This is a genomic window from Edaphobacter sp., from assembly GCF_028283685.1.
Taxonomy (GTDB): Bacteria; Acidobacteriota; Terriglobia; order Terriglobales; family Acidobacteriaceae; genus Edaphobacter.
Window position 1 is genome coordinate 892,252 of the sequence record NZ_JAPWKF010000007.1, and the last position, 18,415, is coordinate 910,666.

18 protein-coding genes are annotated in these 18,415 nt (G+C 57.4%); 10 read left to right on the forward strand and 8 right to left on the reverse strand.

All coding sequences use genetic code 11. From position 1 onward, the window contains the following. The first annotated feature begins 54 nt into the window (after positions 1-54). Complete coding sequence (locus PW789_RS14570) at positions 55-903, forward strand: site-specific integrase (RefSeq protein ID WP_299377625.1); 849 nt, start codon at positions 55-57, stop codon at positions 901-903. Positions 904-1,903: 1,000 nt separating this feature from the next. On the opposite strand, the gene PW789_RS14575 is transcribed toward PW789_RS14570, so the two are convergent. Further along, positions 1,904-2,965: an AAA family ATPase gene (locus PW789_RS14575; RefSeq protein WP_299377627.1), complete on the reverse strand. Its 1,062-nt coding sequence runs from the start codon at positions 2,963-2,965 to the stop codon at positions 1,904-1,906. 265 nt (positions 2,966-3,230) lie between these two features. Next, the gene (locus tag PW789_RS14580; RefSeq protein WP_299377629.1) at positions 3,231-3,740 is read right to left on the reverse strand and encodes a hypothetical protein; all 510 of its coding nucleotides are present in this window, start codon (positions 3,738-3,740) and stop codon (positions 3,231-3,233) included. Between the two features lie 327 nt (positions 3,741-4,067). Between PW789_RS14580 and PW789_RS14585 the strand changes: the two genes are divergently transcribed. Then, entirely contained in the window at positions 4,068-4,196 is a 129-nt protein-coding gene (locus tag PW789_RS14585; protein ID WP_299377631.1) for a hypothetical protein, read from the forward strand. Positions 4,197-4,364: 168 nt separating this feature from the next. Here PW789_RS14585 and PW789_RS20175 read toward each other — a convergent pair whose 3' ends face one another. Then, positions 4,365-4,541: a helix-turn-helix domain-containing protein gene (locus tag PW789_RS20175; protein ID WP_367182563.1), complete on the reverse strand. Its 177-nt coding sequence runs from the start codon at positions 4,539-4,541 to the stop codon at positions 4,365-4,367. A gap of 120 nt (positions 4,542-4,661) precedes the next feature. Here PW789_RS20175 and PW789_RS14590 point away from each other — a divergent pair, with 120 nt between their 5' ends. The 5 genes from PW789_RS14590 (at position 4,662) to PW789_RS14610 (ending at position 8,242) form a co-directional block, all read left to right on the forward strand. Next, positions 4,662-5,225 carry a hypothetical protein gene (locus PW789_RS14590; protein WP_299377633.1) on the forward strand — a complete coding sequence of 188 codons (564 nt, stop codon included), beginning with the start codon at positions 4,662-4,664 and terminating at the stop codon, positions 5,223-5,225. 294 nt (positions 5,226-5,519) lie between these two features. Then, positions 5,520-5,999: a TlpA disulfide reductase family protein gene (locus tag PW789_RS14595; protein ID WP_299377635.1), complete on the forward strand. Its 480-nt coding sequence runs from the start codon at positions 5,520-5,522 to the stop codon at positions 5,997-5,999. Positions 6,000-6,104: 105 nt separating this feature from the next. Next, the gene (locus tag PW789_RS14600) at positions 6,105-6,557 is read left to right on the forward strand and encodes a MarR family winged helix-turn-helix transcriptional regulator (protein ID WP_299377637.1); all 453 of its coding nucleotides are present in this window, start codon (positions 6,105-6,107) and stop codon (positions 6,555-6,557) included. Between the two features lie 75 nt (positions 6,558-6,632). Next, positions 6,633-7,598, forward strand: a complete 966-nt coding sequence (locus PW789_RS14605; RefSeq protein WP_299377639.1) for a ring-cleaving dioxygenase — start codon at positions 6,633-6,635, stop codon at positions 7,596-7,598. After that, positions 7,595-8,242, forward strand: a complete 648-nt coding sequence (locus PW789_RS14610) for a dienelactone hydrolase family protein (RefSeq protein WP_299377641.1) — start codon at positions 7,595-7,597, stop codon at positions 8,240-8,242. Before PW789_RS14605 ends, PW789_RS14610 begins: the two co-directional genes overlap by 4 nt. A gap of 4 nt (positions 8,243-8,246) precedes the next feature. On the opposite strand, the gene PW789_RS14615 is transcribed toward PW789_RS14610, so the two are convergent. Together PW789_RS14615 and PW789_RS14620 are read right to left on the reverse strand one after the other, a co-directional pair. Then, on the reverse strand, positions 8,247-9,743 hold the full coding sequence (locus tag PW789_RS14615) for a CehA/McbA family metallohydrolase (RefSeq protein WP_299377643.1): 1,497 nt from the start codon (positions 9,741-9,743) through the stop codon (positions 8,247-8,249). 77 nt (positions 9,744-9,820) lie between these two features. After that, entirely contained in the window at positions 9,821-11,413 is a 1,593-nt protein-coding gene (locus tag PW789_RS14620; protein WP_299377645.1) for a uroporphyrinogen-III synthase, read from the reverse strand. On the opposite strand from PW789_RS14620, the gene PW789_RS14625 reads away from it, so the two are divergent. Next, positions 11,400-11,576 carry a hypothetical protein gene (locus tag PW789_RS14625; protein ID WP_299377647.1) on the forward strand — a complete coding sequence of 59 codons (177 nt, stop codon included), beginning with the start codon at positions 11,400-11,402 and terminating at the stop codon, positions 11,574-11,576. The genes PW789_RS14620 and PW789_RS14625 overlap by 14 nt on opposite strands. A gap of 186 nt (positions 11,577-11,762) precedes the next feature. Here the strand turns inward: PW789_RS14625 and PW789_RS14630 are convergent, their stop codons facing one another. Then, the gene (locus tag PW789_RS14630; RefSeq protein ID WP_299377649.1) at positions 11,763-14,540 is read right to left on the reverse strand and encodes a glucosidase; all 2,778 of its coding nucleotides are present in this window, start codon (positions 14,538-14,540) and stop codon (positions 11,763-11,765) included. A gap of 126 nt (positions 14,541-14,666) precedes the next feature. Here PW789_RS14630 and PW789_RS14635 point away from each other — a divergent pair, with 126 nt between their 5' ends. Then, a complete protein-coding gene (locus PW789_RS14635) occupies positions 14,667-15,452 on the forward strand; it encodes a slipin family protein (RefSeq protein ID WP_299377651.1) in 786 nt (261 codons plus the stop codon). Continuing rightward, on the forward strand, positions 15,449-16,126 hold the full coding sequence (locus PW789_RS14640; protein WP_299377653.1) for an SPOR domain-containing protein: 678 nt from the start codon (positions 15,449-15,451) through the stop codon (positions 16,124-16,126). The genes PW789_RS14635 and PW789_RS14640 overlap by 4 nt, the downstream gene beginning before the upstream one ends. Positions 16,127-16,157: 31 nt before the next feature. On the opposite strand, the gene PW789_RS14645 is transcribed toward PW789_RS14640, so the two are convergent. Both PW789_RS14645 and mpl read right to left on the reverse strand, forming a co-directional pair. Then, positions 16,158-16,874 (reverse strand): 1-acyl-sn-glycerol-3-phosphate acyltransferase, encoded by a 717-nt coding sequence (locus PW789_RS14645; protein ID WP_299377655.1) that lies wholly within the window; start codon positions 16,872-16,874, stop codon positions 16,158-16,160. 7 nt (positions 16,875-16,881) lie between these two features. Continuing rightward, the gene (gene mpl / locus PW789_RS14650) at positions 16,882-18,330 is read right to left on the reverse strand and encodes a UDP-N-acetylmuramate:L-alanyl-gamma-D-glutamyl-meso-diaminopimelate ligase (protein ID WP_299377657.1); all 1,449 of its coding nucleotides are present in this window, start codon (positions 18,328-18,330) and stop codon (positions 16,882-16,884) included. Positions 18,331-18,415: the final 85 nt, after the last annotated feature.

Here is an 18,415-nt window from a genome sequence, read left to right on the forward strand (position 1 = left end):
TTCAATGACTTACGTGATTTCTCTCTTATCTCAGCAGTCCTGTGGAGAGATTTCATGGAAGCTCGATTCGAACAGTTCATTCGCGAACGTAAATACCTTCATAACGTCTCACCCCGAACAATCGAGTGGTATCAAGATAGCCTGAAGTGGCTTCCCTGCCCGTCCCCATCTCAGGACCAGCTCATAGAAATCGTGGTCAAGATGCGCGAGCGTGGTCGAAAAGCCACCGGCTGCAACGCCACGATAAGAGCGATCAACGCCTATCTCCATTGGAACAGCGCGGAGAAACGGAAGTCCGGGGCCGGATGCACCCATCCACGTCTGTCCGAACTAAAGGAACCCAAAGAGGTCTTCCCCACGTTCACCGAGGCCCAGGTGAAACGGCTACTCGCCGCCAAACCGAAGGGGAAGTTCCAACGTCGGACTCATCTGCTGGTGTTGTTTCTCATGGACACGGGATGCAGGATAGGAGAAGCCCTCGAAGTTCGTGTCAGTGACATCGACTTCGATAACCTCTTAGTGACACTGGACGGCAAGGGGCAGAAGCAACGCCTCGTTCCTTTCAGCTTCGAGTTGCGCCGAGTGCTGTTCATGTATTGCAAAGAATCGCCTGCCGAGGCCCTGATCTTTGCGACCTGCAATAGAACGGCGCTAGGACGCCGAGATGTACTCCGGGACGTGAAGCTCCATTGCGAGCGTAATGGGGTCAAACCGCCAGTCCGCACCCTACACGCCTTCCGGCATACGTTCGCGGTGAACTATCTCCGCCGTGGCGGCTCCGTGTTCCATTTGCAAAAGGTACTTGGGCACAGCTCATTGGAGATGACACGCCGATATGCCAATCTCGTAACGACCGATCTACAGGCCGTCCATGAGCGCATAAGCCTGCTTTCAAAAGCGTAGCTGGGGGTATAGCCAGGGTGTCTAGCGGTCGCACTACGGGCCCCTAAAAGCTCGCCAGCGAGGTATTGTACAGCATGTGTGGATATATTTAGGGTCGCTGTGGATATCACATGCCGCCGGATTTCCCGCCGGATTTCCACAGCGACAGAGGTAATAGAATGAGGGGTATGCACTTCTACAGAAGAAGGCGAAGTGCAATCGGTGTGCAGGACAACCGACTGCACGTCAAACAACCAGAAGGAAACGCCTGCGCCCTAGTAAAGTTCAGGCGATCCGGTTCCTGCTAATGCACCACAACCGCCTACCTCGGTAATTAACGGGGTAGGCTTTTTATTGCTCTAGCGTACGAAGTATCAACTAAGCAACATTACATCGATCATACAACGATTAGTTCCACGTGGAACAAGATTGTAATGAGCGGAAGGTTGCAAAACGTTGCCCATAGCGAGTCAACGTAGCGACGCACCAACCTTCCGCAACCATCAACTAACTTTATCGGTCAGCAACGTTTCAGGTGTTCGACGTGGTGTAGCGCGGCGCGAGCGCCGAGGTGTCTTTACCCTTCTAAGTCGCCGCGTATCAATGCAACTTGGCGGGGCGGTCGAAATCTTCGTCACGAGGACCTAAAGCCCACCGTAGCAGCCAAATTTATACCAACCAAATATATACTAAATATCATATTAGCCGCTAAAATATTCCATTTTTTGTAAATTATTCGTGTATGTAAGTTTGTGAGTGGCGGAGGGCTTTTTTCGGGCGCTCCTAGAGATTTGACCCACCCTCGCCTATCTCATTGCCATGCAATGCTTTATAAGCTCCAGCGCTTCGGTGTTCGCACCACGACTGCGAGGACCTAGAGGCTTCGATGAGTGTAGAGGCGCGTACACTCATCGACCGTATCTACTTGATTCTATTGAGTGCTTTTGAGCGGCCTCCTATATATACAGAAAACGTACACTCACGGGATAGAACTAAAGTTTCTATTCCCTGTGTGTTTGTGTCACGGTAAAGCACCTTCTACGACGGATACACCGCTCGCGCTACTTCGCCGCACCTTGGCTGCCTCCCGCTTTATCCAGTCAATTTCGAATCCGCACCCCGCGTCTAGGAGGCGCAAGCGCAAGTCTTTATTCGACTCTGTGGGCGCGTACCGCTGAAGAATAGCGATGGCCTTTTCCCGTTTCGTTGACACATCAGCCGACGAACTCTCTTTGTAGTGCAGAAAGAAGTTGTCCTCGTTACCCGATGGCGACAACTTGAAGCCCTCGGCCTGAAAGTCCCGCTGCTTTAGGCATACGACCTTGGAGTCCGATACATGCGGTTTGTCGAAGTCATCCAGGGTACAGCCCCAACACGACGTCAGAAATGCTCCGAAGTCACCCGACCCGCGCCCACTCTCCAACGTTAACGCACGAGGCTTGCCGTCGCTCTGTGAGCTTTTTCCAGCATGGTGCAACAGCAGGACCGAACGCACGCCATCCCGGATGAGTGAATGGCACATATCGCCGAAGATCTTCATAGCTTCCGAGCTGTTCTCGTCTCCGCTGAAAAAGCGCACCATCGTATCCAACACGAGAACTGCGCCTTTTGCGGCCTCGCGTAAAGTCGGATTGTCTAGCGACACAGGCTCGCTGTTCATGGTGCGAACGAACAACGTTTTGCCGACGTACTTATCCAGCCCCATCTTCCGCAGCCGCTTTGCAAACGATAGCCGCCCTGTCTCGGGACATAGATAGACGACACGCTCGGGCTTCCGAGTCACGCCGAATTTTCCGAATAAAGGCTCTCCGGTCAGCAGAGCATGGACGATGTTCAGCGTCACGATGGATTTTCGCGAACGGACAGGGCCGACGATGCCAACGACGGACTCCTCTTGGAGAAAGCGGTCGATGAGAAATACCGGCTCCGGTGCGTTAGCAATGTCGGCCTGGGTGTCGAAAAGCTCCCGCCACTCGGAGGCAGTTGGGCCGTGAGATATCACAGCTCGCAGATCGTGGGGCCTCGGGTTCTTCGGGAAGGCTCCCGGAATGGTTGGTGCGATTTGTCTCTCTTGATCGTTCATCGTAAAACCTCTTCTATGTGCCAACGGCTCATCCATCCATACGGGGGTTTAGAGGAAACGACATGATCCCATCCGCCCTGAAATGACTTCTCGGCGAATAGCGGCATGTACTTTTCACTCCGACAAAGAACCTTCTCGGCGCACTCGCGGCATACGGATCGCTCTTGCCTATTCGCTATTTTGTGTACGTATTCTGGCGTTTTGCCGCATTCGCAGGCTTCCGGTCGGCCGCTAACGCAACCGACGTATCTGTAGCTGTAGCCCTTCATTTGTTGACCCTCTCGTGGATATCGGGTCGCTTGACTATCCCGGCAACGCCAACGACATGGGGCAACGTCGGACGCCACCCACGCTCAAGCGGCGTACCGTCGGCCCAGCGCAACCGTCGCGCATAGCCCTTGGTTCGCGTCTTCGGCGCCGGTTCAAGCTCCGTGCCGAAGACCTTGTCCGCGACCGATGACCGTACCTCCGCTCTCCCGTTCAGGTCCGGGTGCAAGATCGCGATAGCACGGCCATAGAACGGGGCGGTGTGGTCATTCATCGTGTACGTCTCAAGCGCCCCAACCGGCCCGGTTTTTATCTCGAGCTTCCACCGGGCGTAGTGCCACAGGCTGTGATACGAGAACGCTTCGAAGCCCTGCTCGATGCGTAGTCGAATCTCCGATACCAAAAAGTCCAGTACCTCCGGGTGCTCGCGGTGGAAACGATGAAAACGCCTCAGCTCGTGATGATCCTTGCTACGGGCGACAAGCTCATCAATTGCATCGATTTTCATAAATAGTCCCTCTATTAAATGTGCCCGACAGGGTCATCCATAACAAACAAAAAGAGATAGTCATGGTTAGCGTTTGTTCGCTGTTATTTCGCTCATCGGTTCATCTTCCGCACGGAGCCGCTCTTGTGTACGTCGATAATGAGCTGTTCGCAGGCACTACGAGACATAGGCCGCCCCTTTCACTTTACGAAGGGCTTCACGGCGGTGGCGGTTGTTGGAGTCGCGGTCCAGGCGTGCCTCCCGAAGATCTTCAGGGGTGCATTTCGCCTCGAAGAAACTGGACATCGCGCTTAGAGAAGCGGTAGACGGTCTCGGGAGGTTAAATATGTGAACTTTGCCCGTCCGCCGGGGCCGCGCCATAAGGCTCAGGCTCATGGCGTGGTGCTGGCGAATCTCGTCCTCGGAGATGTGGGGCTGGCGGATGGTTTGGATGGCGCGGAGGGAAAGTGCGCATAGAGCGTCGGTGATAAGCATGGGGCTGGGTCTCCTGTAGTAGTTTCTGGGGTTAGGGACCAACCGATGCCGTGTACGATAGACACAGCCGGTTGATTTCGTTTCGCGACGGGGTTGATTGAGCTATCGGCGTAGAGGCCCTGCCAGGGGCTTTCTACGCTATCTTTATGACTATTTCTCTTCGATAAGTTTCAGTAGCTCACTCTCACGCACTCTCGTGTGTTTCCCGATCTTGAGACGCGGTAGTCTTCCCGTCGTCCAGTAATACCGAATGGTGGACGGGCTGACGCGAAGGATAGCCGCCGCGCTTTCAGCATTGTGTAGTGTGTCCTGCAAAGTTGAATCCACCTCTCCCCCCCGTAACAGTCGTTGCTGATTACTGCTTCTAGAGACACACTATCGGCATTTCAGCCAAGTGTCAACTGTTTTCCCTAGGAATGCGGCTCTTATTTTTGATAGTCTCGATGTATGGCTATCACGTTGAAATTACCGGGGGCGGAAATCATCGTGGATACGCCCGAGGAGGCCGCCCGCGTGTGGGCCGCAGCCAGCGTTCATAAGCAAATTATGCTCAATGCGGCACGCTCGGGCGAGCGTCGCGGTATGGCCTCGTTGAGCGACCCTAATTTATGGAACCCTACTCGATTTCACGAATTTATTGATAGATTAGGCGACAGACAGAAAACAGCACTGTCTGTCATGCTTGATGTTGGGGTGTTTGGGATAGAAGACACCGAATTGAGGGCTATTCTAGGCGTTTCGAGAAATCAGGCGTTGGGTGGGCTGTTGAGCGGTATATCAAAACAGGCGGACGCCATGCACATCCCTGCTAGGGAAGTTTTTAGCGTATCGAACATCAGACGGGCAGGGCGGCGCTGGAGTAAATACTTTGTGTCCCCAAGTTTTACGGTGATTGCTAACGCTGAAGGATGGCCAACCCGGCCAGCAGAGGACGCAGAACGGCGGATGAATGAAATACCAGAAAAAATATTCGGGGAATACCTCAATGCAAGAATCGAAGACGAACAATAATTTAGTAGAAACAAGCGGCGGATGTCCCCGGCAAACGCCAGTCTGAACGCCCGCTAGTTTCTTGCTCCATTTTGACCCGCTGCGTTATGATTTCCACACAGAGAAATCTCTTTGTAAGTAACTGATTCCGCTTGTCGCAGCCGCCTTAGCGCCCGGGCTGCTTCGGGAGCAGGGGGTCGGAGGTTCGAATCCTCTCGCCCCGACCATCTAAATCCATGATCTAAACTGATTTCTCTCAATGGACCCTATTCCATCCTGGGCGGCTCTTGTAACCTGATCCAAAGGGAGCACAAGGTGAGACGAACACTGTCCTCGCTTCTATTGCTGCTGCTGGCAATCGGCTGCGATCGCGGGCAGCATCCCGGAAGTGTCGCGAAATCAGCACCTCAGTTCGTCCTTACGGATGGAGATCAGACCATCGATCTCAGCAAACTTCGCGGGCACACCGTCCTGCTGAACTTCTGGGCGACGAACTGTGCCCCTTGCATCGAAGAACTCCCCAGCCTCCTCGCACTGCACCAGAAGATGCCTGACCTGGACATCGTTGCCATCAGCATCGATGACGCCCCGGAGGCATACCACCGCTTCTTGCTGCGGCATCACATCGACCTCAAGACCTTCCGCGATCCTGACGACAGAATCAACGCCCTCTACGGCACATCCCAGATCCCGGAGTCCTACCTGATCGACAGAAACGGCATGCTACGGCGCAAATTTGTGAACGCTCAGAACTGGACCAGCCCTGAAATCATGGGCTACATCGCCAGCCTCTAGTCCCACCATCGAGTCAAAGCCTTCAAAATATGGAAGATGCTACCTCTTGAATCTTATTTCGATATCGAAACATCTGATGTCGTAGGAATCAAGAGAGGAGGCAAGGTGGAAGAGCAGACGACAATTCACGCAGCCCGCATCTGGGTTGTGCTGGCCAAGTCCTATAAGGCCATGGCCTCCTTCGTCGAGCAGCAGGTCGCAGGTCAGGGCCTCGGCCTCAGCGATTTCATGGTGCTTGAGGTGCTGCTGCACAAAGGTCCCTCTACGATCTCGGCGATCGGGGAAAAGGTTCTTCTGGCCAACGCCTCCATGACCTCCGCCATTGACCGCCTCGAAAAGAAGGGCTTCGTCACGCGGCAGGCCAGCGAGCAGGACCGCCGCATCCGCCGCATTGAACTGACGGCGAAGGGCAAGATCTTCATCACCACGATCTACGAGCAGCACGAAGCAGCCATTGAGTCGCTGATGAGCGAACTCACACCCGCCGAGCGCATCGCGCTTCACTCAAGCCTCAAAAAGATTGGACTCGCGGCAGCAGCAGCAAACGAGCACGGATGATCGCCGGCTTTCTGCCGAGCAGCGATCGACAAACGCAATACAACCCGAAGCACCACGATTCATGGAGACCTCATCATGAAAACGCCCATCCCTGGCCTGCATCACGTCACCGCCATCGCATCCGACCCGCAGAAGAACCTCGACTTCTACACCCAGATTCTCGGCCTGCGCTTCGTCAAGAAGACCATCAACTTCGACGATCCCGGGACATATCACTTTTACTTCGGCGACGACGAAGGCACACCTGGCACCATCCTCACCTTCTTCCCGTGGCCCCGGGCCATGCGCGGTCTCGCCGGGGTCGGCGAGGTGACGCACACAGCATTCAGTGTGCCGCTCACGTCCATCGACTACTGGGAGCAGCGCCTCACGAACCTCGGCATTCTCGTTGAGCGTACCGGCAAGCGCTTTGACGAAGCGGTGTTGACGCTAGCCGATCCCGACGGCATGAAGATCGAGATCGTCGGCCACTCCGACGCAGGCGCTGCCAAAGCTCCTCGCTTTGCCGATGTGCCGTCCGAGCACGCCATCCGTGGCTTCTTCGGCGTCACCCTCTACGAGGTCAGTGCCGACAAGACCGCGGCACTGTTGAACGTCATGGGCTTCAACAAGGTCGCTGAGGAAGGCAACCGGCAGCGCTTCTCCGCCGAAGGTCACGCGCTGGGCAACCACATCGATCTCGTCATCGATGCCAACGCCAGCTACGGCCGTTCCGGCGCAGGATCGGTGCACCACATCGCCTTCCGTGCCAGTGACGAAGCAGCACAGCGGGCATGGCGCGAGGAGCTTGCCAAACACGTCGACGTGACCCAGGTGCTCGACCGCACCTACTTCACCTCGATCTACTTCCGCGAGCCCGGCGGCGTGCTCTTTGAGCTCGCAACCGACCCTCCGGGATTCGCTCTCGATGAGCCGCTCGAGTCGCTCGGCGAAGCCCTGCGCATCCCCGAGTGGTACGAGCCGAAGCGCGACCTGATCGAGAAGCGCCTCATCCCGATCACACTGCATAAGAGCACCCCCGAGGCAAAGGAGACCGTATGATCGACAACCCGCACAGCAACGGCGCGGTTCACCACTTCGGGGAGCCGCTCAAAACAGCCAAAGGCGCGGTCGTGCTTCTGCACGGCCGCGGCGGCTCCGCAGAAGACATCCTGTTACTCGGACAAGAGATGTTCCTGCCGGGTATCGCATACCTTGCACCGCAGGCTACCGATCACACCTGGTATCCGTACTCCTTCCTCGCGCCGCGCACACAGAACGAACCATGGCTCAGCTCTGCGCTGCAGAAAGTGAAGGCCACCGTGCAGCAGGTCAAGGATGCAGGCATTCCCGCGGAGAAGATCGTGCTCGCTGGTTTCTCGCAGGGTGCCTGTCTTTCGACGGAGTTCGTTGCCAGCAACCCGCAACGTTACGGCGGGCTCATCGCCTTTACTGGAGGCCTGATCGGCCCTGAGGGATCGGAGCTGACACACACAGGTGATCTTGCCGGGACTCCCGTCTTCTTCGGCACCGGCGATCCCGATCCGCATGTTCCCTTCTCCCGCGTACAGGAGTCAGCAAAGATCCTCACCGCGATGGGAGCATCGGTCACGACGCGGCGTTATGAGCTGCGTCCGCACACCATCACCCGCGAAGAGATCGAGTTCGGCAAACGCCTGCTCGAAGGGGCCTTCACCAAAGCCTGATCGACTATCTGCCGCTGACTGGGAAGTTCACATACACAGGATTTCCCAGCAGCAGCAGCTTTCCTTCGGCGTCACGCACACTCATCCTTAGCCAGTGACGTCTGCCGTCAGACGGCTCATCCTGCTCCAACACAACATGCTGAGCACGTGCGGTCTGTCCATTGGCAAACGGCGTCACCGCACCATCGCGAACCAACTCAGCATGCGCTCCTTCCACGTGATCGAGCGTCAGCACAAGATGAATGCTCTCACCCGATGGCACGTTCAGCGCATCTCCCATCATCGCTGTCTGACTGTGCGTATTCGCCGTCAGGCTCATCGAGCGATCATGCGATCCCTGCACATCGATAAAGACATGGCCCGCAAGCACGCCATCCAGAACCGCACGCTCTGAGAGATTCTTCGCGTACACCACAGTCGTGGGCCGTCCAATCGCAGATTCGTGTTCAGGCAGCAGCGTCGCATTATGGTTGTCGCTGCCGCCGATCGCCGTCACGCGCAGACCATCGTTCAGCCGCTGCTGCCAGAAGGGGATGCCGGATACATTGTTGTCGACGTTGTCTCCATTCACGGCTTCGATCACATGCACACGGCTGAAATCCGTATTCTTCACCGACCAGCCACATCCCATGCAGGCGCTCCCCGTCGGCAACCCCGGATGGTTGATGGAGAGAATGCCGTGTTTGCGATCCACCTCATCCAGCAGGTCGCTAAATGTCGGCACATACTTGCTGGTCAGACGAAAGTCGATGAACTCCGTGGTGCCATAGACATTCGCATGGCCATCGAAGGTCGTAATCTCGCGCCCCGGAATGAACAGCATCTTGTCGAAGTACGGTGCAAGCTCACGCTCTGCATCGAAGTGCGAGACCGTGTTGTGATCGGTGATCGCAATAAAATCCAGCCCACGCGCCACAGCCGCCTCCACCGTCTTGTAGAGCGGGCACGGCACCTTCTTCCCGGACTGGCTCATGCATGAGCCGTCGCTGTGCGCGTCATGCATATGCAGGTCGCCGCGATACCATGCCGGCCCCTCGCGTACCGGCTCTGCTTCGAAGGTCGAAACCGCCGCCTTCTCCCCGGGATGCGTAAAGAAGATCTTCGCTTCATACTGCGAACGAATACCCGCTCCCACACTGGGAACACCGAGGATCAGCTTCCATACGCCCGGCCGGATCGGACCTGCTAGATACGATGGCGTCGCATCGGTCTCCGCAACGGTAAAGGAGCTCTTATTGCCTCCGCTCCAGCCGCGAAATCGCTCTCCGTCGAAGAGGCCAAGATCAATCGTCGTCTGATGCTCATGCTCGGTATAGGCGAATGCAACGCTGACGCGCACTACCCCTGCAGGCACCTTGAAGGGAACCTCGACATACGTTTCGCGGTTGATCGCGGCGATCGTTCCACGCAGCGTCAGGTCCGGGGAGCGTTCCTGTGCGGAACAAATAGACGAGGTGACAAGCAGGAAACCTACGCAGGCAAGAAACAGACGAGGTGACAAGATGTTGTTCAGCACGCACGCCATTAAACATGACCAGCGTGATGTCGTGTTGAATCCGTCGACGAAAGATTACGGCACTAAGCCTGTGGCAGCGCTGCAGGCTTTGGCTCTGCGATCGTCGCCGCTGCGGCTGCCTGTCCTTTGCGAATCTCTTCGCCCAGCAGAATCGCCTCCGCGATCTCCAGCATCGACTTGCGGCGCTGGCGACTCTCCCGCTGCATCATGCGATAGGCCTCTTCCTCGCCCACCTTCATGTCGCGCTGCAGGATACCCTTGGCGCGCTCGACGGCCTTGCGGGCCTCAAGTCGCCCTGCCAGCTGGGCGTTCTCGTTCTCCAGGCGCGCGCGCTCAACCTCGGCGCCGACCAGGAAGCCAATCGTCGAAAGCAGCCGCACCTCATTGGTCGTGTGCTGATACGACTCCCGATGCTGCAGGTTGATCACTCCAACGACACGCCCTGCGCACAAAATCGGCATCGACAGAAGCGCCTCAAAGCGATCTTCCGGCAGATTCTTGAACAGCTTGAAGCGCGGATCATCTGAGGCGCTCGAAGCCAGCACAACCGGCTCACGATGTTCCGCCACCCATCCCGTAATTCCCTGCCCCAGCTTGATGCCGAGATGGTCGACCACGTCCTCGTGTGGATTCTTCGAGGCGCGCAGCAGCAGCTTGTCGCCTTCCAACACGTAAATAAAGCACGAGTCGCATGGGACCACCGCAGTCACAAATTCGACGATACGTTCCAGCACGGCATGGAACGAGTCGGCTGCCGCGATACGGCTGGTGATCTCGTGCAAAAAGTCGATAGGCGCAATCGCTGGCGATCCGCTCTTCTCGGCAATCACGTCGCGCAGGCCTGACTGACGCGCGCTCAGGGTTCGTCCGCTCATACTCTTCTTCTCCTGTACCAGATCACCAGCGCGCTGCGCCGACTCATTCACCAGAAAACCCATCTTGGGATGCGAAGGCTCGAAGTCCGGCGTGATGCCATACTGCAAAAGAACTTCTGTGGTCGACGGGCCAATCGAAAACACGACCAGCGCCTGCAATCCGGCGCGCAGATCGCCCTCTGCATTCATCTCGGTTGCGATCTGGAAGAGGTGAACGACCTGCGCTCCCGTCGTGAACAGGATCACATCCACACTGCCACGGATCAAACCGAGTACCGCTTCGCGTAGCGGCTGTACGTCCTCCGGCAATGCCCACTGGTACACCGGGACCCGCGCCACGGACAGGCAGCGAGCCGTCAACCCCTCCAACAGATCTGGGTTGGCAACACCGTACTCCTGCACGGCGACACGCATGCCTGCCAGCGCATCGCCAAACTGTGCGTCTAAAGTGGCAATCATCTCGCGCCAGGTATTCGGCTCCGGTGCCACGCACGCGATCGGAAGATTCAGCTCCTTCAACACAGCCACCGGCTTCGGTCCGCGTGCTGCAATCTTCAGACCACCAACAGCAGCGAGAAACTTGTCTCGCAGGCCAACCTCTTCCACCACACGTACCAGGGCGCGAACGCCGACACCGGTCAGGCAGACGAGCAGATCAAACTCTCCAGCGATCAGCTTTTCCGCAAACTCCACCACATGACGATTCGACTCCAGCGGAACTTCGCGCATCGCTGGCACAACGAAAGGCTCTCCGCCGTAGGTGCGAATGAGCTTTGCCATCTCGTTTGCGCGTCTGGACTCCAGCGATAAGACCCGAAGTCCATCAAAACCTGCAGCTGTCATCCCGCTCTCCCAAAACACCATCAGCTCCACCACGCAAGCTGACAGCGCACTTTACCAATCTCTTGACGATGTGTTCACGCACAAAACCATCGTTCTGTAATAGTTCATTCTACAGAACTACGACATTTGGGGTAGATGGCCATGAGATACCCTTCTATTCGTCTTCCAGAGATTCCGCAATAGAAAGTCGTGTAGCCGGATTTCCAACGGATCGGTCACATCCAGGGCTCTCCAGCCCTTCGTCAGCATGCAGGGCAACGTCCTGCGAGGATGAGCCTCCCCCGGTTCACCGCACCGTCTTCCCCGGCACAGCAGCCTCCGTCTTCGCCAGACGGTCACCACCGAGCAGCGACGCCGTCCCCTCATAAAGCACATCGTGTGCCGTGACCGAATCGAACAGGTGAAGAAACCGGGCAATCACCCCCGTCCACCCGGTCTGATGACTTGCTCCAATCCCCGCGCCGTTGTCTCCGTGGAAGTATTCATAAAACAGCACCAGGTCCTTCCAGTGAGGATCGCTCTGAAAGACCTCCGTATCGCCATACACCGGCCGGCGTCCCTCCGCATTCACACGAAAGATATTTGCCAGCCTGTCGCCTATCTCGTGCGCTACCTCGAAGAGGTTCTTCTCTACTCCCGATCCCGTCGGGCACTCCACCGTGAACGAGTCGCCATAATACTGGTAAAGCAGCAGCAGTGACTTCACCAGCAGAGCATTCACCGGCATCCACACCGGGCCGCGCCAGTTCGAATTGCCGCCGAATAATCCCGTCGTCGACTCTGCCGGCTCATACTGCACCTTGTATTGCGTTCCGTCCAGGTCGAACAGATACGGTTTCTCCAGATGTTCCCGCGAGATCGAGCGGATGCCGTACTCTCCCAGGAACTGCTCCTCATCCAGCATCCGCGTCAGAACTCGCTTTAGATTGTCACGGTTCAAGACGGAAAGCATGAAGCGCCCCTGCTCGCCCGGCGCATCAGGCTCATGCAGGTTGGCCGCGAGCTCCGGTCTCCGCTTGAAGAAGTTCTTCGCTCTTTCCATCAGCCGCGGATACTTCTCCAGAATCTCCGTCGGCATGATCGACACCGCAGCCAACGGCAACAACCCTACCATCGACTTCAGCTTCAGCCTGCAACCAGTTCCATCCGGCGCATACAGCACGTCGTAGAAGAACCCGTCCTCGTCGTCCCACAACTCATGATCGCTGTCGCCCTGCGGATCCATTGCTCCCGCGATCCACAGGAAGTGCTCAAGGAACTTGACTGCCACATCTTCGTAGCTCTCGTCCGATGCCGCTAATTCCAGCGAGATGCTCAGCATGCTCTGCGCAAACATCGCCATCCATGCCGTGCCATCCGCCTGCTCCAGATAACCGCCGTCGGGCAATGGCGCGCTGCGATCGAAGACGCCGATATTGTCCAGCCCCAGAAACCCGCCTTCAAAGATATTGCGTCCCGAGCGGTCCTTGCGATTGACCCACCACGTAAAGTTCAGCAGCAGTTTGCGAAAGCAGCTGCGCAGAAACTCAAGGTCGCCTTCGCCACCATGCAGGCTCTTCTCCGTCATGTAGACATACAGCACTGCCCACGCATGCACCGGTGGATTCACATCGCCAAAGTTCCACTCATAAGCCGGCAGTTGCCCATTGGGATGCAGATACGTCTCACTGACCATCAACTCCAGCTGCTGTTTGGCAAACTCGACGTCTACCATCGCCAGAGCCACCGTATGAAACGCCAGATCCCACGCCGCATACCAGGGATACTCCCACTTATCCGGCATCGAGATCACATCCGCGTTCAGCATATGAAACCAAGGCGCATTGCGCATCGTCTGCTGGCGTCCCATCCCGGTAGGGTTATAGCCGTGCTCCCGTAACCACAAGTCAAGATCGAAGTAATAGAACTGCTTGGACCACAGCATTCCAGCCAGTCCCTGCCGGATAATTGTCGCGTCTCCAGCAGTGCAGTTCTTCGGGCAGATCGCCTTGTAAAACTCGTCGGCCTCCGAGATCCTTTGCGTGAAGACGGCATCGAAGGCAGCAGCCTTTAGCGACTCCTTCGCGGATTCTCCGCGTCGAAGGCGCAGGCGCATCACCCACTCACCGCCAGCCTTTACCCTCTTCGAAGAGTGCGCCGCCGCTTTAGTCCCGCGATGCTCAGGATTCACCGCATCTCTGTTGCCATGCACGACATATTCATGGAAGGCATCCTTCACATAAGGCGTCGCATTGACCCCGCCACTCAGCCTCGCCTCGTTCGATTCGTTCTCCGTAAACAGCAGCTCTGTGCCGTCCTCCACATGCAGGCGATAGGTGCCGAGCCGCTCATGGATGGCATCAATTCCCGCGCCATCAGCACAGATCTGTAGCTGCGGCCGTTCCGCACCTTCCGTCTGCCACCACATATTGCGAAACCACAGCGTCGGCAGCAGATGGAGCATCGCCGCCCGGTCGCTGCGATTCACCGCCGTGATGCGGATGAGCAGATCGTCCGCATCCACCTTGGCATACTCCACGAACACATCGAAGTAGTGGTTCTCCTCGAACACGCCCGTGTCGATCAGCTCATACTCGTGCTCGAACTTCGATCGCCCTGCGTTCTTCTTGACTAGCTCGTCGTATGGAAATGCCGTCTGCGGATACTTGTACAGATACTTCATGTACGAGTGCGTCGGCGTATTGTCGAGGTAGAAGTAGTACTCCTTCACATCCTCGCCATGATTACCTTCAGAGTTCGTCAGGCCGAACAGCCGCTCCTTCAGAATGGGATCGGCACCGTTCCACATTGCAATCGCGAAACAAAGATGCTGATGATCGTCCGAAATGCCAGCGATCCCATCCTCGCCCCACTTGTAGGCCTTGGAGCGTGACTGGTCGTGCGTAAAGAAGTTCCACGCATCACCATTGGGCGAGTAGTCTTCGCGAACCGTTCCCCACTGACGTTCGCTAAGGTACGGACCCCACAGCTTCCACGCGCAAGACCCCTCTTTAGACTCTTTCAGGCGAACATGCTCGGCAACCGGCATACCCTCCACCTCATGCAGAAGATCGCTCTGGCTCATACAGCCTATGGAGATGTGCTAACGACACTAGAGCCAACCCGGCCCCTCGTCAACTTCTTCAAAGCGAAACCGGCAAGCGTACAATCTCATCGAACGACTCCGATTGCTGCACCGTGAGGTCTATCTGTGATTGCCGACCCGCTTGTCATTCTTCTCGTCGTCATCCTGCTCTATCTGGCGAGCTCCATCAAGGTACTCAGGGAGTATGAACGTGGTGTAATCTTCCGCCTTGGCCGCGTCCGTGAACAGGCCAAGGGACCCGGCGTGGTTCTCGTCTTCCGCCCTGTCGACCAGCTAGTCCGCGTCTCACTCCGGCAGGAGGCGCTGGAGGTGCCATCGCAGGACATCATCACCCGCGATAACGTCACCCTCAAGGTCAACGCTGTCGTGACCCTGCGCGTCGTCGACCCGACCCGGGCCGTCATCGAGGTCGCCAACTACCTCTACCAGACCTCGCAGTTTTCGCAAACCACCCTGCGTTCCGTCCTCGGCGAGGTCGATCTCGACGAGTTGCTCGCCCATCGCGACCGTCTCAACCAGCGCATCCAGACCATCATCGACGGCCACACCGCTCCCTTCGGGGTCAAAGTCGTCTCCGTTGAGGTGAAGCAGGTTGATCTCCCCGAGACCATGCTTCGCGCCATGGCAAAGCAGGCCGAGGCCGAACGCGAGCGTCGCGCCAAGATCATCCACGCCGAAGGCGAGTTCAATGCCGCACAAAAGCTTGTCGATGCAGCCGCTTTGATGGCCACCCAGCCCATGACCCTGCAGCTCCGCTACCTCCAGACCCTCACCGAGATAGGTGTCGAGAAGAATACGACCATCGTTTTTCCGCTTCCCATTGAGCTGATGAACTTGCTAAACAAGAGTCTTAGCCCGCAATCAGCGGCCGAGACGAAACCGACTCCGTGAACCACCGATACCTCGAAGACGACGACATCGACGAAATACCCCGCGATCGCGAGATCTCTCTCGGGGCCACCACGCTGCTCGGTATCTTCTTTCTTCTCGCGCTTGTCTGCGCCGTCTTCTTCGGCTTCGGCTACAGCGTCGGACGCAAGTCCTCGAACACCGCGATTGCTTCGACAGGCGGCGGTGACTCCGTTGAGGCCTCCACCATCAAGACCACCGGCGGCGCCAAGCCCTCACCAGCCGAGTCCCCTGCCGTAAGCGATCCCGACACCACCAGCGAAGATTCAGCAGCCGCAGACACCGCACCCGCGACTCGACCGGCACCGGTAGTGCCTGAAGCGCCGCAGAAGCACCCCGCAAAGCCCACGCCAGCTCCTGCCGTCGTGGCTTCGGCTCCCGCTCCAAAGCCGGTTCTCATGCCCGCCGCAGTCGACACCACACGCTCAACTGGACCAGCCGTCCCATCGCTCGTACAGGTAGCCGCCGTCTCTCACCAGGAGGACGCCGACGTTCTGCTTAGCGCCCTGAAGCGCCGCGGCTACAGCGTCTCCGTCCGCCACGAACCGCAGGATAAGCTGCTGCACATCCAGATCGGCCCGCTTGCCACACGCAAGGATGCCGACGCCATGCGGCAGCGTCTCCTCTCCGACGGCTACAACGCCATCGTCAAGTAAAGCGAATCAAAGCTCTGCCATAGAAGCCGCTCTAATCGAGCGGCTTCATCTCTTCCGGTAGCGCATCGGCGATCGCCGCATACACAGCTCGCAGCAAATCTTCCCGGTTGCCGAAGTCCTTCGGATCGATCACCGGCAGAAGTTGCACCTGCGCGACGCCCGGCATGATCGCCGCGCTTCCCTTACGCATCATCTTCTCCGTGCCTGCAATCGCCACCGGCACAATCGGAGCCATCGTCTGCATGGCCAGGAAGAACGGCCCCTTCTTGAACGTCGACAGCCTGCCATTCTTCGAGCGCGTTCCCTCGGGAAACACCAGCATGTTCAACCCGCTGTCCAGCGCACTACCCGCTGCGATTACACTCGCCTGTGCCGCTTCGCGTTTGCCTCCACGCTCCACCGGAACGAACTGCCCCATGCGCATCGCACGGCCGAGGATCGGGATGCTCATCAGCTCCTTCTTCAGCATCACCGAACAGCGCCCCGGGAGCAGCGGCAGCACCACCGGCGGGTCAAGATTCGAGACATGGTTGCACATAAAGATGCATGCCCGGCCCTTCGGCACATTCTCGAATCCGCGAATGTCGACCCTGATCCCGGCAGCACGGACCCCCGCGTTGGCGATCCACATCGCCACCCGGTACAGCGGATCGATATTGCCTGTCAGCAGCGTAAAAGGGATCCCAATGATCCCCGAGAGTGGACCAAGGGCTGTATATACAAACAACATCTTCAGCGTCGCAAACATTTCAATCTCAGGAAAAATGTGCGGAGATGCGCGATGAGATCGCGGACTCCGTTATCGCTCGCGGCAGCGTCTGATAGATGCCGCCAAAACCACCGTTTGAAAGGATGGCGACAATGTCGCCGCTCCTCACCTCAGGAGCCAGAGCCGCCACAATCGCATCTGCATCGTGATGCATCGCCGCCGGGACTCCGCGCCTGTTGAGCGCCTCAACAACATGCTCCGGCACCAGCCGTTCGTCCACCGGAATACTCTCCGACTTAAAGACCCCGGCCAGCACCACCTGATCAGCAAGGGCAAGGCTTTCCACCAGCTCGCCTTCAAAGATATTCCGCCGTAGCGTATTCGATCGCGGCTCCAACACGGCAATCAGCCTCTGCCCCGGATGGCTCTCCCGCAATGCACGCAGCGTCTCTCGGATCGCTGTGGGATGATGCGCGAAGTCGTCGATGATCGTTACACCCTCGGCCACGGCCTTGACCTCCAGCCTGCGCTTCACGCTACGGAAGCTCGCAAGAGCCTGTGCGATCGACTCCGCATCGACACCCTCACTGGCTGCCAGCGCCGCAGCAGCAGTCGCATTCAGAGCATTGTGTTCCCCTGCCATCGGCAGGCTCAGCTCAGCGAACCGTTCGCCCGCACGCAGCAGTGTCCAATGCGTCCGCGCTCCTTCGTGCCGCAGATCAGTGATCTGCCAGTGTGAGCCTTCCTTGAAGCCATACCGCTCCACGGCGCAAAAGGCCTTCGCCACGCATTCGTTCACATTATCGCTGCCATCGAACGCTATCAGTCTGCCACGCCGTGGAATCAGGTTCACAAAGCGCTTGAAGGCCGTCTTCACCGCCGTAAGATCGGCGTAAATATCCGCATGGTCAAACTCCACATGCGTCAAAATTGCCGACACGGGAAAGTAGTGCAGAAACTTTGGTCCCTTGTCGAAAAACGCCGTATCGTACTCGTCGCCTTCGAGGATGAAAGTCGACGTCGGACGCACCATGAAGCTCGTGCCGAAGTTCTCCGCCACACCGCCGATCAGAAACGACGGCGCCAGGCTTGCCTCACGCCCCGAAGCAACCTCGTAGATCCACGCCAGCATGCTGGTGGTGGTCGTCTTGCCGTGCGTTCCCGCTACCACCAGAGGGTTACGCTCGACCAGAAACTCTTCATGCAGAACGTCCGCCATCGAACAGAACGGGATCCGTTCATCCAGTACGCGTTCAAGCTCTACGTTGCCCCGTGAGATCGCGTTACCCACCACCACCAGGTCGGGCCTGCGATCGAGATTCTTATCGCTATACGGTTCATGAACCGTGATGCCGATCTCGTGCAGCAGATCACTCATTGGCGGATACGCTGCAACGTCGGAGCCCGTCACCTCGTGCCCCTGCTGCTTCAGCATGCCGGCCAGCGACGCCATCGCCGTGCCGCAGATTCCTATCAGATAAATGTGCTTTTGCATGAGATTGGTAAAACCCTTTGCTCGGAGAGGTAACGCATTCTGTCTTATGTTTTGCGACCAAAGCAGAGGTTCATGGCAAAGAAAC

What these genes read in the sequence shown, in the direction of transcription:
- mpl (WP_299377657.1), bottom strand. Translation starts at nt 18,330, where the DNA reads ATGCAAAAGCACATTTATCTGATAGGAATCTGCGGCACGGCGATGGCG.
- PW789_RS14625 (WP_299377647.1), top strand. Translation starts at nt 11,400, where the DNA reads ATGAGCTTTGCCATCTCGTTTGCGCGTCTGGACTCCAGCGATAAGACC.
- PW789_RS14590 (WP_299377633.1), top strand. Translation starts at nt 4,662, where the DNA reads ATGGCTATCACGTTGAAATTACCGGGGGCGGAAATCATCGTGGATACG.
- PW789_RS14630 (WP_299377649.1), bottom strand. Translation starts at nt 14,540, where the DNA reads ATGAGCCAGAGCGATCTTCTGCATGAGGTGGAGGGTATGCCGGTTGCC.
- PW789_RS14605 (WP_299377639.1), top strand. Translation starts at nt 6,633, where the DNA reads ATGAAAACGCCCATCCCTGGCCTGCATCACGTCACCGCCATCGCATCC.
- PW789_RS14620 (WP_299377645.1), bottom strand. Translation starts at nt 11,413, where the DNA reads ATGGCAAAGCTCATTCGCACCTACGGCGGAGAGCCTTTCGTTGTGCCA.
- PW789_RS14610 (WP_299377641.1), top strand. Translation starts at nt 7,595, where the DNA reads ATGATCGACAACCCGCACAGCAACGGCGCGGTTCACCACTTCGGGGAG.
- PW789_RS14570 (WP_299377625.1), top strand. Translation starts at nt 55, where the DNA reads ATGGAAGCTCGATTCGAACAGTTCATTCGCGAACGTAAATACCTTCAT.
- PW789_RS14580 (WP_299377629.1), bottom strand. Translation starts at nt 3,740, where the DNA reads ATGAAAATCGATGCAATTGATGAGCTTGTCGCCCGTAGCAAGGATCAT.
- PW789_RS14575 (WP_299377627.1), bottom strand. Translation starts at nt 2,965, where the DNA reads ATGAACGATCAAGAGAGACAAATCGCACCAACCATTCCGGGAGCCTTC.
- PW789_RS14645 (WP_299377655.1), bottom strand. Translation starts at nt 16,874, where the DNA reads ATGTTTGCGACGCTGAAGATGTTGTTTGTATATACAGCCCTTGGTCCA.